Below are 15,662 nucleotides of genomic sequence, written 5' to 3' on the forward strand. Positions count from 1 at the left end.
AAACAAATTATGCAGACAGAAATAACAAGACTTCTCGGAATAAAATACCCGATCATCCAAGGTGGTATGGCATGGGTAGCTGAGCATCATCTGGCGGCTGCTGTTTCAGAAGCAGGTGGTCTTGGACTTATTGGTGCCGCCAGTGCTCCGGCAGAGTGGGTGCGCGAGCAGATACGGGCAGCACGCAAGCTAACGGACAAACCATTTGGTGTGAATATTATGCTTATGAGCCCTTATGCGGCTGATGTTGCGAAAGTAATTGTGGAAGAAGGTGTCCAGGTCGTGACGACTGGAGCCGGAAGTCCGGGAAAATATATGGAAATGTGGAAGGAAGCAGGAGTGAAAGTAATTCCTGTTGTTGCTTCTGTGGCTCTTGCGAAACGTATGGAGCGGGCAGGAGCAGATGCAATTGTTGCAGAAGGCTGCGAGTCTGGCGGACATGTCGGAGAGAGCACGACTATGACACTTGTACCACAGGTCGTTGATGCAGTCGATATTCCGGTTATTGCCGCAGGTGGAATCGGAGACGGAAGAGGAATTGCAGCAGCATTTATGCTGGGAGCAAAGGCTGTACAGATGGGAACTGCATTTGTTGTCACAGAAGAGGCACAGGTGCACCAGAATTACAAGGATAAGATTTTAAAGGCAAGTGACATTGATACAAGAGTCACAGGACGTACAACAGGACACCCGGTACGGGCACTTCGCAATGAGATGACAAAAAAATACTTGAAGATGGAACAGGAAGGTGCTCCATTTGAAGAGTTGGAACTTATGACTCTTGGAGGTCTTAGAAAAGCTGTCGTAGACGGTGATGTGAAGACTGGAAGTGTCATGTCAGGCCAGATTGCGGGACTGGTAAATGAGCAGATGAGCTGTCAGGCATTGATCCAAAAACTGGTCAGAGAAACAGACGCTTTGATATGCACTCTGAATCTGTATGAAACCGAAGTGTAGTAATTGGAGGATAAGAAATATATGAGTAAGATTGCATTTATCTATCCGGGACAAGGGGCGCAGAAATGTGGCATGGGTGCAGATTTTTACGAAAACAGCGCCAGTGTCAGAAAGCTCTTTGATGAAGCAGGCGAACAGCTGGGGCTGGATATGAAAGCATTGTGTTTTGAGGAAAATGATCTCTTAGACCAGACAGAATATACACAGGCGGCTATGGTAACAACATGCCTTGCCATGACAGAAGTTCTGATGGAACGTGGAGTAAGACCAGATATTACAGCGGGACTGAGCCTTGGCGAATACGCAGCCATCTCTGTGGCCGGCGGGCTGGAGCCGATCGATGCGATCCGCCTTGTGAGAAAACGTGGAATTTTGATGCAGCATACAGTTCCGGCAGGAGAAGGCGCTATGTGCGCGATTCTTGGATTAGATGCAGAGAAAATCGAAGCAGTGACAGCAGAGATTGAAGGTGTGTCTGTAGCGAACTATAACTGTCCGGGTCAGATTGTTATTACAGGAAAAACAAAAGCAGTTGAAAAAGCGGCAGAACATTTAAAAGAGGCGGGTGCAAAACGTACCGTAATGTTAAATGTTAGTGGTCCGTTTCATTCTACGCTCTTACTCCCGGCGGCAAAGGAACTGGAAATGGAGCTAGATAAGACAGAATTTCATGAGCTTATGATCCCTTATATTACAAATGTGACGGCAGAAGCAGTTACGGATGTTCGTAAGAGTCCGGGATTACTTGTGACACAGCTTACATCGTCCGTTCGCTGGCAACAGAGCATGGAGAAAATGATCGCAGACGGAGTTGATACATTTATCGAAATCGGGCCGGGCAAGACTTTGGCGGGATTTATGAAAAAGATTGACCGAAGTGTCAAGGTCTGTAATGTAGCAACATGGGAAGATCTGGAAAAGATCATATAGAAACAAGGCGAAAATGACAGGAGTTATAAATAAAATGGAAAAAAAGGTAGCAGTTGTGACAGGAGCTTCCCGTGGAATTGGTGCGGCAATCGCAAGAGAGCTGGCAGCAGCGGGCATGTATGTTGTGATCAATTACTGTGGCAGCGAGGAAAAAGCACAGGAATTAAAGACAGAAATTGAGCAAAATGGAGGAGAAGCTTCTATATATAAATGTGATGTTTCTGACAACGTGGCATGTAAAGAATTTATTGGAAATGTGATCGCAGAATACGGACATCTGGATGTGCTGGTGAATAATGCAGGTATTACAAGAGATGGTCTGTTGATGCGGATGTCAGAAGAAGATTTTGACGCTGTGTTAGATACGAATTTAAAAGGTGCATTTCATACGATCCAGGCAGTATCCAGACAGATGTTAAAGCAAAGAAGCGGGCGTATCGTGAATATTTCATCTGTAGTTGGTGTGTCAGGAAACGCAGGACAGGCCAATTATGCAGCTTCCAAGGCCGGAATCATCGGACTTACAAAAGCTGTGGCAAAAGAGCTTGGCTCCAGAGGAATTACTGTGAATGCAGTAGCTCCTGGATTTATTGATACAGATATGACGCAGAGCCTGCCGGAAAAGGTTGTAGAGGCTACGCTTGCCCAGATTCCTCTTGGAAAATTTGGAGAACCTGAGCAGGTGGCAAAAGCAGTTGCATTTCTCGCATCGGAAGATGCTTCTTATATTACCGGACAAGTGCTGCACGTAGACGGCGGCATGGTAATGTAGAAAGTGATGCAGGGGAAGGAGTACAAAAAAGATGGCAAATAATAAAGTCTTAAAAAGAAGAGTGGTCGTGACCGGACTTGGTGCAATTACTCCAATTGGAAATAGTGTAGCTGAATTTTGGGACGGAATCCGCAAAGGTAAGGTTGGAATCGGTGAGATCACAAAGTTCGACACTACAGATTATAAAGTAAAACTGGCAGCAGAAGTCAAAGACTTTGTGCCGGGAGATCATATGGATAAAAAAGCAGCCAGACGTATGGAAGCATTTTCTCAATATGCGGTTGCAGCAGCCAGAGAAGCTTATGAGGATTCTGGACTGGAGATTGAAAAAGAAGACCCATTTCGCGCTGGCGTGATGATTGGTTCCGGAATTGGAAGTCTTCAGGTAGCAGAGCAGAGCTATGAAAAAATTCTGACCAAGGGACCGGCAAGAGTAAATCCGCTTATGGTGCCTTTGATGATTTCCAATATGGCAGCGGGAAATGTGTCAATTCAGTTAGGATTTCGTGGAAAATGCAGCAATGTCGTAACTGCCTGCGCCACAGGAACGAACTGTATTGGTGATGCATTCCGTACAATCCAGTATGGTGACGCAGATATGATGCTTGCAGGAGGAACCGAAGGCTGTGTATGCCCACTTGGTATTGCCGGATTTACAGCACTGACAGCACTTTCTGCTTCTACCGATCCACTTCGTGCCTCCATTCCATTTGATAAAGACCGGGATGGATTCGTACTTGGTGAAGGTGCGGGAGTTGTAATGCTGGAAGAGCTGGAGCATGCAAAAGCGCGTGGAGCAAAGATTTACGCAGAAGTGACCGGTTACGGATGTACAGGGGATGCTTATCATATTACTTCTCCGGCAGAAGACGGAAGCGGTGCAGCGAAGGCAATGGAGCTTGCCATGGAAGAGGCCCAGATTACACCGGCACAGGTAGATTACATCAATGCCCATGGAACAAGTACCCATCACAATGACCTGTTCGAGACACGCGCCATTAAGAAAGCATTTGGCGAGGCAGCGAAAGACGTGGTGATCAACTCTACGAAATCCATGATCGGTCACTTGCTTGGAGCAGCAGGCGGAGTAGAATTTATTACTTGTGTCAAAAGCATGGAAGATGGATTTATCCATCAGACGGTCGGAACAAAAGAGGCCGATGAAGAATGTGACTTAAATTATGCAATTGGAAGTCCGGTAGAGAAAGAAATCAAGGCAGCCATGAGCAATTCACTTGGATTTGGCGGACACAATGCAACAATTTTAATTCAGAAGTATGAAGCGTAAGGGGGAACCTGGAAATGGACGTAGAACAGTTGATGAAACTGATTGATAAAGTCTCTGAGTCAGACCTGACTGGATTTAAATATGAAGAAAATGGTATAAAATTGCAGCTGAATAAGAAAGAGAACTTGGTGATGGGAACGACTGCGGCAGTGCAGGATGTTACACCGGAAGCTGTGAAAGTTACAGGTGCTTCTTCTAAAGCAGCCACAGATTTAGAAGAAGGCGTACAGAAACAGACTGGGATATCTGAGGCGGCTCCTGTTGGAAATGTAGTCAAAGCTCCGCTTGTGGGAACATTTTACGCGGCTCCGGCAGAGGATGCAGAGCCATTTATTCAGGTTGGCGATTCCGTGAAAAAAGGTCAGTCGGTTGCAATTATCGAGGCCATGAAGCTGATGAATGAAATCGAAAGTGATTTTGATGGAACAGTCACGGAGATTCTTGTAAAGAATGGCCAGGCAGTAGAGTACGGCCAGCCATTATTCAGAATTGCGTAGGAGGTTATCATGAAACATTTGGATATTAAACAGATTCAGGAAATCATACCTCACAGACATCCGTTTCTGTTATTGGATTATGTAGAAGATTACGAGCCGGGTGAGTATGCAGTGGCGTACAAATGTGTTTCCTACCGGGAAGAGTTCTTTGCCGGACATTTTCCACAGGAGCCGGTCATGCCGGGTGTGCTGATTGTGGAAGCGCTGGCACAGGCAGGTGCGGTAGCGATTTTAAGTGAGCCGGAGAATCAGGGAAAAGTTGCATATTTTGGTGGAATTGATAAATGCAAATTCAAAGGAAAGGTCGTGCCGGGGGACAAGCTTCGTCTGGAAACAAGAATTATCCGGAAAAAAGGACCGATTGGTGTCGGAGAGGCTGTCGCTACAGTGGACGGTAAAAAAGTAGTCAGCGCGGTACTGACATTTGCAGTAGGGTAGGTGATCTGTGTGATTAAGAAGATTTTGATTGCGAACCGTGGTGAGATTGCAGTTCGGATTATCCGTGCGTGCCGGGAAATGGGAATTGAGACGGTTGCAGTATATTCAGAGGCAGACGCAGAAGCCCTTCATACAAAGCTTGCAGATGAAGCGGTCTGTATCGGACCGGCACCGTCATCTCAGAGTTATTTGAGTATGGAGAATATTATCAGTGCAACGGTGGTGAGTGGGGCAGACGCCATTCACCCGGGTTTTGGCTTTTTGTCAGAGAACAGTAAATTTGCAGAACTGTGTGAGCAGTGCGGAATTACCTTTATCGGACCGCCGGCAAATGTCATTGCAAAGCTTGGCAATAAGCAGGAAGCAAGAAATACGATGGAAGCAGCAGGTGTTCCGGTCATCCCAGGAAGTAAGGAGCCAGTCTGTGATGTGCATACCGGACTTTTGCTTGCACGGGAAATTGGTTACCCGGTTATTATAAAAGCTGCCCTCGGCGGAGGTGGAAAAGGCATGCGTGTGGCATATTCCGAAGAAGAGTTTACGCAAAGCTTTCAGACCGCACAGAAGGAAAGTCAGATGGCATTTGGCGATGATACCATGTATATTGAACATTTTATGGAGGAGCCGAGACATATCGAATTTCAGATTCTGGCAGATTCCTATGGAAATGTAGTGCATCTCGGAGAACGTGACTGCTCTATTCAGAGAAATCATCAGAAAATGATTGAGGAGGCTCCGTCAGCGGCGTTGTCTTCAAAGCTTCGAAAGAAGATGGGAGAGGCAGCAGTAAAAGCTGCGAAAGCCGCAGGCTATGTCAATGCCGGAACCATTGAATTTCTTTTAGAGAACAATGATGCCTTTTACTTTATGGAGATGAATACCCGAATTCAGGTGGAGCATCCGGTGACTGAGTGGGTGACTGGAATTGACTTGATCAAAGAACAGATCCGTATTGCAGATGGACAGAAGCTGTCATTTGCTCAACAGGATATTGAAATCAATGGGCATGCCATTGAGTGCCGGATCAATGCGGAAAATCCGGAAAAAGGATTCCGGCCGTCGCCTGGAACCATTACAGATCTTCATTTGCCGGGAGGAAAAGGAATCCGTGTAGATTCCGCAATTTACAGTGGATGCAGCATTTCTCCATATTATGATTCCATGGTTGCAAAGCTCATTGTCTGGGCGAAGAACCGGGATGAAGCAATCCAGAAAATGCAGAGTGCACTTGGAGAGGTTATTATTGAGGGCATCGACACGAATGTGGATTATCTCTATGAATTATTAAATAACCCGGTATATCAATCCGGAGAGTTTAATGTGAATTTCATAGATACTATAAAGCATTAAGGTATACAACAACCGTGGAGTGAAAGAGTATAAGGAGTGGACATATGAAGTTAGATAATATGTTTAAGAAAACAAGACGTCCTTCCGGAAAAAAAGGGCATATCGGTGGGAAACACCAAAGCCCGGAAGTTCCGGAGGGACTTCTGTGTAAATGTAACAAATGCCAGAAAGCAATTATTACAGAGGACGTTATAACAGGCGGATATATTTGCCCGAAATGTCATGGGCATTTTCGCATGCCGGCACCGGAGCGGATTCGGTCAATTGCAGATGAGGATACGTTCGAAGAGTGGGACAGAGGAATTGAAAATACGAACCCGATTGGATACAAAGGGTATCCGGAAAAGGTGGAAGCATTAAAACAAACAACTGGATTAGATGAGGCAGTGGTGACTGGAAAAGCTGCAATTAATGGAATTGAGACAGCGCTTGGAGTCTGTGACGGACGTTTTTTAATGGCGAGTATGGGAGAAGTCGTAGGTGAGAAAATTACAAGAATGGTAGAACGTGCGACAGAAGAAAAGCTTCCGGTTATCATCTTTACATGCTCTGGCGGAGCAAGAATGCAGGAAGGAATCGTGTCTTTGATGCAGATGGCAAAGACATCCGCTGCACTGAAACGTCACAGCGACGCTGCACTTCTTTATATTACGGTGCTGACAGATCCAACAACCGGTGGCGTGACGGCAAGTTTTGCTATGCTTGGAGATATCATACTGGCAGAGCCGGGAGCACTGATTGGATTTGCAGGTCCTCGTGTCATTGAGCAGACGATCGGTCAGAAACTTCCGAAAGGATTCCAAAGATCCGAGTTCTTAAAAGAACATGGATTTGTAGACCAGATTGTAGAACGCCAGAAGATGCGGCAGACGCTGGGAAAAATCCTGAAAATGCATCAGACTGGAAATGAAAAAGTCGAAAAAGCAACAAAAGAATTTCAAAATAGAAAAACCAGATCAAAAACTCTGGAAGCCTGGGATCGTGTACAGATTTCCAGAAGAAATGACCGCCCGGTTGCAGGTCACTATATAGAAGTTTTGTTCCAGGATTTTATAGAACTGCATGGAGATCGGTATTTTGCCGATGATACAGCAATTGTCGGAGGAATCGCAACCTTTCACGGAAGAGCAGTGACAGTCATTGCCCAGGCGAAGGGACAGAATACAAAAGAGAATATCGGACACAATTTTGGTATGCCGTCACCAGAAGGCTACCGGAAGGCATTGCGTCTTATGAAGCAGGCAGAAAAATTCCACCGCCCGGTCATTTGCTTCGTAGATACGCCGGGAGCATTTTGTGGAATTTCCGCAGAAGAGCGCGGCCAGGGAGAGGCGATTGCAAGAAATCTGTATGAGATGTCAACGCTTAGGACCCCGATACTTAGTATTGTTATCGGAGAAGGAGGAAGCGGCGGTGCACTTGCAATGGCGGTTTCAGACCAGGTATGGATGCTGGAGAATTCCATTTATTCCATTCTTTCACCAGAAGGCTTTGCAAGCATTTTATGGAAGGACAGTACGAAAGCTGCGCAGGCTGCAAAAGTTATGCGTCTGACAGCAGCAGATTTAAAAGAAATGGGGATTGTAGAGAAGGTGTTTGCAGAACCAGAACATTTTACAGTAGAAACGATGAGCAATATTGCAGATGAACTGGAGAAAAATATCGAAGGGTATCTGGAAGAATATGCAAACAAAGACATCCAAGAATTAGTGGATTCCCGATATGAACGCTTCCGTCGGATGTAAGCAGGATCTGAAATATATAAGTGCAAAGTTGTCTGTAAAATGCAAGTGTCAGAGAATTCAGAAGGAATGCAGGAGCAGGTTGACTTCTTTGACAAAAAACGTCTATAATGAAAAGCAAGTAAAGGATGAAGGAGCAGTGCGAATGAGTGATGTATATGCAACAATTAACTATGTCCTGGTGAATCTGATCAATGAGATCTGGGAGGTAGAAGGTAAGGCAATTATTACGGATGAATTTAAAGATATTACCAACAATGATATGCACGTCATAGAGGCAATCGGACTTGGAGAGGGCAATAATATGTCTACCATTGCAAAGAAGCTGAATATTACAGTAGGATCACTTACAACTGCTGTGAATAGTCTGGTGAAAAAGGGTTATGTTGACCGGTTCCGCAGCAAAGAGGATCGACGGGTCGTATATGTGCGTCTTCTGGAAAAAGGGGAAAATGCATATCATCATCACGAAGATTATCATAAGCAGATGACACAGGCCATTGTGGACAAGTTAGATGAGAGCGAGATCCCGGTACTGTTAAAGACGCTGGACGCACTGACTGGATTCTTTACCGATTATACAAGAGAAAGCAAAGAAAAATCGTCAGACAGCATGGATAAAGAACAGACAAAAAATGACTGATGATGAGAGAACGTATAGAAGAGTGAGGCGTACAATATGATCCGAGGCGTGATATTTGACATGGATGGCACTTTGTTTGATACAGAGAGGCTGTATACGATTGCGTGGAAGCAAGTCGGAGAAGAAATGGGGTATTCCATTACGACAGAACTTCTGAATCAGTGCCGGGGAAAGACGGCAGCGATTATCAGGGGAATATTTGAAGATACATTTGGCAAAGAATTTCGTTATGAAGAAGCAAGACAGCGAAAAGATGAGATTTTTATGGAGATGCTTGCGCGGGACGGAGTTCCTAAAAAGAAGGGGCTTATGGAGCTCCTTTCCTATTTGGAAGAAAAGAAGATTCCGGCAGCAGTTGCAACTTCTACAAGACAATCGCGTGGAGAAAAAGTTCTTCAAATGTCAGGAATAGCGGAATATTTTGCAGCATTTATCTATGGAGACACGCAAAAAGCAAGTAAACCCAAACCGGATATTTTCTGGAATGCAGCAAAAGCAATCGGACGTGATCCGAAGGAGTGTCTGGTAGTTGAAGACAGTACACCGGGAGTCATGGCAGGAATCGCAGCCGGTGGAGAAACGATTTATATTCATGATATGGTAGATGTGCCGGAAGAGGTACTGGAACATGCATCAGCCAGTCTGGAGAATCTGGGTCAGATCATTGAGTGGATGGAAAATGTAAAATAGGGAGATGATTTTGTGAATAAAGAAATCGAAAAGTTGCAGGAAATCATTGATGACAGTGAAAATATTGTCTTTTTCGGAGGAGCAGGAGTATCTACAGAGAGCAATATTCCGGACTTTCGAAGTGCGGACGGTCTGTATCAGCAGAAATATAAGTATTCACCGGAGCAGATTGTCAGTCATACCTTCTTTATGCGCAATACAGAAGGATTTTATGAATTTTACAAAGAAAAGATGATGTTTTTAGATGCGAAGCCGAATGCCGCGCATAAAAAGCTGGCAGAACTTGAGCAGGCAGGAAAACTTAAAGCAATCATTACGCAGAATATTGACGGACTTCATCAGGCAGCAGGAAGTAAGAATGTATATGAGATCCATGGAAGCATTCATCGCAATTACTGTCAAAAATGCGGAAAATTCTACGATGCAGCATATGTAAAGAACAGCAAAGGAGTTCCACATTGTGAGTGTGGAGGAGTGATCAAGCCGGATGTCGTACTTTATGAGGAAAGTCTGGATGAAAATATGATTGACAAGAGTATCCGTGCAATCAGCCAGGCAGACACACTGATCATAGGGGGAACATCTCTGGTCGTTTATCCGGCAGCTGGATTTGTAGATTATTTTAGAGGAAAACATCTTGTCGTGATCAATAAGAGCGATACGGCAAAATCAGTTCGTGCAGAACTTACGATTGCCGCACCGATCGGGGAGGTATTGAGTCAGATTACAGTATGAGTACATTAAAAAAAGAGATCGTGATTCGTGTTGCAGCATTAGATGATGCAGAAGAATTGTTGAAGATTTATGCACCATATGTCAGGGAAACTGCAATTACATTTGAGTATGAAGTTCCCTCCCCAGAGGAATTTCGTGAAAGAATTGCACATACACTTGAAAAATATCCATATCTGGTGGCAGAACATGATGGAAAAATCGTGGGGTATGCATATGTCAGTCCATTTAAGGAGCGTGCAGCTTATGCCTGGGCGGTGGAAACCTCCATATATGTAGATCAGAATTGTAAACGTATGGGAATAGGAAAAAAACTTCATAGTGCATTGGAACATTGTCTGAAAGAAATGGGAATTTTAAATATGGAAGCATGTATTGGATATCCCGAGGAAGACGATGAGTATCTGACAAAGAACAGTGCACAGTTTCATGAACATCTTGGCTATCGTATGATAGGAGAATTTGAAAAATGTGGATACAAGTTCCATCGCTGGTACAATATGATATGGATGGAGAAGATCATTGGAATCCATGAAGAAATTCAAACGTTTCCAAAGAAATTTGATGCGGACATGTTGAAGGACTAGAATACAGCAGACTTGGATGGTAAGGTGAAATATATGGAAAATGAGAAAAAGCAGTTAAGACTTTGGCAGGGATTACTGGTAATCATCCTGGCAGGTCTGGAAGTATTTGTGTTCAGTGACTTTCTGCCGCAATGGTTAGGAATGGGACGGTCTTTGATCGGAGAATTGATTTTACTGGGCATAGCAGTTGGAGCAGTGGCAGTGTTTGGCGGAAAATTCCGGTTGGTGTTTCCGATTCATAAGCCAAAGCTTACAGAGGTCATGGGGACGATACTGATTTACCTTGGTGCGAGTCAGGCAATTTCTGTTGTGACCATGATTGAAATGTATATTGCCCCGGAGATGGTTACTGAAACATCAATCGGATTAAGCAGTATGTTCACAAGTTCCTCCATGATAGTAGCAATTATAGTTGTTGGAATTGCACCGGCAATCTGTGAAGAAGCAGTGTTTCGTGGTGTATTTTTTAATTCTATTTGGAATCAGACACACGGAAAATGGATTCCAATTTTAGTTACAGCGGCAGTGTTTGGTCTGTTTCATGGAAGTATCATACGATTTTTTCCAACATTTCTCCTTGGAATTGTACTCGGATATCTTGTCTATGAGACGAACAACATGTTTTATAATGTGATGTTTCATGCGATCAATAATATCATTCCGGTACTGGTGCTTTATGGGATGCAGTTTTTGATGCAGCTGATGGCAAGAGCACTTGGAATGAATGGAAGTGGAATGTGGAACTTTGTAATGGATACAGCAACCAGCCAGGTTTCTCAGCTTTCACCGGCATTTATGGGAATTTATATGATAGATGGCGGCGTGGGACTGGCAATTTTGTATCTGGGCAATCACGTGTTACATCTTGGGCGGGAAGGTTATCCAAAAGAATTATTTCCAAAAGAAAAACGCAAACAACAGTTCATCTGGCTGGCCCTTGCCCTTGCCCTGGCTGTAACCGGAGGAATGATGATCGTAGCAGGTACGATACAAGGTCTGCATTTTTAAGAAAGATAAAGCGGCATTCTTGAATGGGGGGCTTTTCCCTCCAACATCATATAGTGTTAGTAATTAAAGTATGAGGAGGAAAGAAAGATGGTGGCAAATGTATTAGACAGATTCGAATTTCGATCTGTCAGGGCAAATGAAGCAGAGGAAATAGCAGAGATTGAGAAGATCTGTTTTCCTCCACACGAGGCATGTTCTAAAAAAGATATGTTTGAAAGGGTGGAACATGCACCGGAACTTTTTCTTGTTGCAGTAGACAAAGAGACTGGAACGATCGCAGGCTTTTTAAATGGACTGGCAACAGATGAAGAAGCATTTCGTGATGAGTTTTTCACAGATATTACCGTACATAATCCGGAAGGAAAGAATATTTTCCTTCTGGGGCTGGATGTCCGGCCAGAATACCGCAGGCAGGGTCTTGCAAGAGAAATCATGAACCAGTACGTAAAGCGTGAGCAGGCAAAAGGGCGTAAGATGCTGAAACTGACATGCCTTGAACAGAAAGTGGAAATGTATAAAAAAATGGGCTACAAAGACGAAGGTATCTCTGCTTCTGTATGGGGCGATGAAGAATGGCATGAGATGAGATACATCTTATAAATAGTAATATACGAGAGGAAATCTATGAAGACATATCAGATACAGCTTTTAAATTGCAACAATCACAATATTGAAATCTCAAAATATCTTCAGATTATGACAGAGATTCCGAAAGAAGATGCAGACCAGATTGTATCAAATGTCCCGGTTGTATTGTATGAGAATCTGGATGAGGAATGTACGGGATATTTTGAGACTGCATTAGACTATTATCAGGCAGAATATAAGATACTGCCGATGCCGGAAGAATGTACCATTCCGAAATTTCCGTCTAGACAGGTTATTGTACTTGGGCGTGTAGTTGATTATTTTGGTCAGAGAAGTGATTTTGTGCAGTTAGCACGGAAATATGGATTCAGCAGGAAAAAACAGTTGTCCCAGACTCCATTTTCAGCAAAAGATGGAATTACCGAGGAAGAGGCCGTGAAACTTTGCCAGGAATTCACGAACATGGGAATGCGTGCACAGATCGTGCGTAGCAAAAAAATTTGAAAAAACAATATGCAAAATTAATACCAAAGGAGGAATTATAAAATGAATCAGTTTGTGTACAATATTTCTACGAAAGTGTATTTTGGAGAAAATCAACTGGGACATCTTGGGGAAGAATTGAAAAAATTCGGAACAAGGGTATTGATGACTTATGGAGGCGGTTCTATTAAGAAATCCGGATTATATGACAAAGTTGTAGCAGAAATCAAAAAAGCTGGATTAGAGTTATTTGAGTTATCCGGAATTGAACCAAATCCAAGAGTTTCTTCTGTAAATGCAGGAGCAGAAATCTGTAAGAAAGAAAAGATAGATGTTCTGCTTGCAGTAGGAGGCGGTTCCGTAATTGATTGTACAAAATTTATTGGAGCTGCAACATTTCATGATGGAGATGCATGGGATATTTTGGAAGGTAAAGTAGATGTAAAAAAATGTCTTCCAATTGTCGATATTCTAACATTGGCAGCGACTGGCTCAGAGATGGATAACGGAGGTGTGATCAGCAATCCAAAGACAAAAGATAAGATTGGAATGGGATTTGATGTTATGCAGCCGAAGGTATCTTTCCTGGATCCAACGCTCACTTATAGCGTGAGTTCATATCAGACAGCCTGTGGATCTGCAGATATGTTAAGTCATATATTTGAAGTTTATTTTAACATGGAAAAAGATCTTTATATGCTGGATACAGTTATGGAAGGCCTGATTAAGACAATTATAAAATATGCACCAGTTGCGATGAAGAATCCAGAAGACTATGAAGCAAGAGCAAATCTGATGTGGACATCATCCTGGGCAATCAATGGATTTATAGACGGTGGAAAATGCCAGGCATGGAGCTGCCATCCGATGGAGCATGAATTATCGGCAATCTATGACATTACGCATGGGCTGGGACTGGCTATTTTGACTCCGCGCTGGATGGAATATTGTCTGGATGATACTACGGTATCCAGATATTATCAGTTTGGCTGTAATGTATTTGGTTTAGACCCATCCATGGAGCCGATGCAGGTGGCAAAGAAAAGTATTGAATTGACGGCAGAATTTTTATATCAGACACTGGGACTGAAAAGTACATTTTCAGAGATTGGAATTGATGAAACGAATTTTGAAGTTATGGCAGAGAAAGCTGTACGAATCGGTGGATTGAAAGATGCTTTTAAACCACTTACAAAGGAAGATGTTGTCAATATATTCAAGATGTGTAAATAATCACATGTAAACATAAAAAACTCTCAGGTTGGCATACAACCTGGGAGTTTTTTAATATTTCTATAATTTTTATAACTGTGGTCCAGCGGATACGAGTGCTTTTCCAGCTTCGTTTCCTTCGTATTTTGCGAAGTTCTTGATGAATCTTCCGGCAAGATCTTTTGCTTTCTCTTCCCACTCGGAAGCGTCAGCGTAAGTATCACGAGGATCAAGGATTCCTGTGTCAACACCTGTAAGCTCTGTAGGAACCTCAAAGTTGAAGTAAGGAATCTTCTTTGTTGGAACGTTCTTGATATCTCCGTTCAGGATTGCATCGATGATACCACGAGTATCTTTGATGGAGATACGTTTTCCTGTTCCATTCCATCCTGTATTTACAAGGTAAGCCTTTGCTCCACTCTTCTCCATCTTCTTAACAAGCTCTTCTGCATATTTTGTAGGATGCAGCTCTAAGAATGCCTGTCCGAAGCAAGCTGAGAATGTAGGTGTAGGCTCTGTAATTCCACGCTCTGTTCCTGCAAGTTTTGCTGTAAATCCTGACAGGAAGTAGTACTGTGTCTGCTCTGGTGTAAGTACAGATACTGGAGGAAGTACTCCGAATGCGTCTGCTGACAGGAAGATGACGTTCTTAGCTGCAGGTGCAGAAGAAATCGGGCGTACAATGTTCTCGATATGCTGAATCGGATAAGAAACACGAGTGTTTTCTGTTACGCTCTTATCAGCAAAATCAATCTTTCCTTCAGCGTCAAGTGTTACGTTCTCAAGAAGAGCATTGCGCTTAATTGCATTGTAGATATCTGGCTCAGACTCTTTATCAAGGTTGATAACCTTAGCGTAGCATCCACCCTCGAAGTTGAATACTCCGTTGTCATCCCAACCGTGCTCATCGTCACCAATCAGAAGACGTTTCGGGTCTGTGGAAAGTGTTGTCTTACCTGTTCCGGAAAGTCCGAAGAAGATTGCTGTGTTCTCACCATTCTTATCTGTGTTAGCTGAGCAGTGCATAGCAGCGATGCCCTTCAGTGGAAGGAAGTAATTCATCATAGAGAACAGTCCTTTTTTCATCTCTCCGCCATACCATGTGTTTACGATAACCTGCTCTTTGCTTGTGATGTTGAATAATACAGCTGTCTCTGAATTTAAGCCTAACTCTTTGTAGTTTTCAACTTTAGCTTTAGAAGCATTATATACAACGAAATCTGGCTCGAAATCTTTAAGTTCCTCCTCAGTTGGCTGAATGAACATATTTGTAACGAAATGAGCCTGCCAAGCTACTTCTACGATAAAACGAATTGCCATACGGGTATCTTTGTTAGCACCGCAGAATGCATCTACAACATAAAGCTTTTTGTTGGAGAGTTCTTTGATCGCAAGATCCTTTACAGCGTTCCATGTCTCTTCAGAAGCTGGATGATTGTCATTCTTGTACTCATCAGATGTCCACCATACTGTGTCTTTTGAATTCTCGTCCATAACAATAAATTTGTCTTTAGGAGAACGTCCTGTATAGATGCCTGTCATTACATTTACTGCACCGAGTTCACTGACCTGTCCTTTTTCGTAACCTTCAAGTTCAGGTTTTGTCTCCTCCTCAAATAATAACTCGTAGGAAGGGTTATACACGATTTCTGTAGTTCCAGTAATACCATACTTGCTTAAATTGATTTCTGCCATCTTAAACCAAACCTCTTTTCTTAAATGTAATAAGGGAAATGGTCGATAGC

The 15,662-nt window shown here is 43.3% G+C and carries 17 protein-coding genes; 16 read left to right on the forward strand and 1 reads right to left on the reverse strand.

All coding sequences use genetic code 11. The annotated features are described in order from the left end of the window. Positions 1 to 9 precede the first annotated feature (9 nt). The 16 genes from fabK (at position 10) to LI149_RS02720 (ending at position 13,938) form a co-directional block, all read left to right on the forward strand. Positions 10 to 957 carry an enoyl-[acyl-carrier-protein] reductase FabK gene (gene fabK, locus LI149_RS02645; RefSeq protein WP_173785950.1) on the forward strand — a complete coding sequence of 316 codons (948 nt, stop codon included), beginning with the start codon at positions 10 to 12 and terminating at the stop codon, positions 955 to 957. 21 nt (positions 958 to 978) lie between these two features. After that, a complete protein-coding gene (gene fabD / locus LI149_RS02650; protein WP_117605709.1) occupies positions 979 to 1,887 on the forward strand; it encodes an ACP S-malonyltransferase in 909 nt (302 codons plus the stop codon). 34 nt (positions 1,888 to 1,921) lie between these two features. Next, a complete protein-coding gene (gene fabG / locus LI149_RS02655) occupies positions 1,922 to 2,659 on the forward strand; it encodes a 3-oxoacyl-[acyl-carrier-protein] reductase (RefSeq protein ID WP_005339510.1) in 738 nt (245 codons plus the stop codon). 31 nt (positions 2,660 to 2,690) lie between these two features. Next, positions 2,691 to 3,947, forward strand: coding sequence for a beta-ketoacyl-ACP synthase II (fabF, locus tag LI149_RS02660; protein WP_005333189.1), 1,257 nt, complete (start codon positions 2,691 to 2,693; stop codon positions 3,945 to 3,947). A 14-nt stretch (positions 3,948 to 3,961) separates the two neighbouring features. Next, complete coding sequence (gene accB, locus LI149_RS02665) at positions 3,962 to 4,444, forward strand: acetyl-CoA carboxylase biotin carboxyl carrier protein (protein ID WP_173785948.1); 483 nt, start codon at positions 3,962 to 3,964, stop codon at positions 4,442 to 4,444. A gap of 9 nt (positions 4,445 to 4,453) precedes the next feature. Next, positions 4,454 to 4,882 carry a 3-hydroxyacyl-ACP dehydratase FabZ gene (gene fabZ, locus LI149_RS02670; protein WP_005333191.1) on the forward strand — a complete coding sequence of 143 codons (429 nt, stop codon included), beginning with the start codon at positions 4,454 to 4,456 and terminating at the stop codon, positions 4,880 to 4,882. 9 nt (positions 4,883 to 4,891) lie between these two features. After that, positions 4,892 to 6,232 carry an acetyl-CoA carboxylase biotin carboxylase subunit gene (locus LI149_RS02675; RefSeq protein ID WP_173785947.1) on the forward strand — a complete coding sequence of 447 codons (1,341 nt, stop codon included), beginning with the start codon at positions 4,892 to 4,894 and terminating at the stop codon, positions 6,230 to 6,232. Between the two features lie 44 nt (positions 6,233 to 6,276). Continuing rightward, positions 6,277 to 7,977 (forward strand): acetyl-CoA carboxylase carboxyltransferase subunit alpha, encoded by a 1,701-nt coding sequence (locus tag LI149_RS02680; protein ID WP_227142939.1) that lies wholly within the window; start codon positions 6,277 to 6,279, stop codon positions 7,975 to 7,977. Between the two features lie 142 nt (positions 7,978 to 8,119). After that, positions 8,120 to 8,617: a MarR family winged helix-turn-helix transcriptional regulator gene (locus tag LI149_RS02685; protein ID WP_173785945.1), complete on the forward strand. Its 498-nt coding sequence runs from the start codon at positions 8,120 to 8,122 to the stop codon at positions 8,615 to 8,617. Positions 8,618 to 8,653: 36 nt separating this feature from the next. Continuing rightward, a complete protein-coding gene (locus LI149_RS02690) occupies positions 8,654 to 9,307 on the forward strand; it encodes an HAD family phosphatase (protein WP_117605713.1) in 654 nt (217 codons plus the stop codon). 12 nt (positions 9,308 to 9,319) lie between these two features. Beyond that, positions 9,320 to 10,042 carry an NAD-dependent protein deacylase gene (locus tag LI149_RS02695; protein WP_005339526.1) on the forward strand — a complete coding sequence of 241 codons (723 nt, stop codon included), beginning with the start codon at positions 9,320 to 9,322 and terminating at the stop codon, positions 10,040 to 10,042. Continuing rightward, positions 10,039 to 10,626, forward strand: coding sequence for a GNAT family N-acetyltransferase (locus tag LI149_RS02700; RefSeq protein ID WP_005339528.1), 588 nt, complete (start codon positions 10,039 to 10,041; stop codon positions 10,624 to 10,626). Before LI149_RS02695 ends, LI149_RS02700 begins: the two co-directional genes overlap by 4 nt. 33 nt (positions 10,627 to 10,659) lie before the next feature. Beyond that, positions 10,660 to 11,634, forward strand: a complete 975-nt coding sequence (locus LI149_RS02705) for a type II CAAX endopeptidase family protein (protein ID WP_173785944.1) — start codon at positions 10,660 to 10,662, stop codon at positions 11,632 to 11,634. An 87-nt stretch (positions 11,635 to 11,721) separates the two neighbouring features. After that, positions 11,722 to 12,234, forward strand: a complete 513-nt coding sequence (locus tag LI149_RS02710; RefSeq protein ID WP_173785943.1) for a GNAT family N-acetyltransferase — start codon at positions 11,722 to 11,724, stop codon at positions 12,232 to 12,234. A gap of 24 nt (positions 12,235 to 12,258) precedes the next feature. Beyond that, complete coding sequence (locus tag LI149_RS02715; RefSeq protein ID WP_118447680.1) at positions 12,259 to 12,726, forward strand: hypothetical protein; 468 nt, start codon at positions 12,259 to 12,261, stop codon at positions 12,724 to 12,726. A 42-nt stretch (positions 12,727 to 12,768) separates the two neighbouring features. After that, positions 12,769 to 13,938: an iron-containing alcohol dehydrogenase gene (locus LI149_RS02720; protein WP_005339532.1), complete on the forward strand. Its 1,170-nt coding sequence runs from the start codon at positions 12,769 to 12,771 to the stop codon at positions 13,936 to 13,938. Between the two features lie 69 nt (positions 13,939 to 14,007). Here the strand turns inward: LI149_RS02720 and pckA are convergent, their stop codons facing one another. Then, positions 14,008 to 15,612: a phosphoenolpyruvate carboxykinase (ATP) gene (gene pckA / locus LI149_RS02725; protein WP_005333226.1), complete on the reverse strand. Its 1,605-nt coding sequence runs from the start codon at positions 15,610 to 15,612 to the stop codon at positions 14,008 to 14,010. Positions 15,613 to 15,662: the final 50 nt, after the last annotated feature.

Source organism: Dorea sp. 210702-DFI.3.17, from assembly GCF_020560825.1.
GTDB lineage: Bacteria > Bacillota > Clostridia > Lachnospirales > Lachnospiraceae > Dorea > Dorea formicigenerans.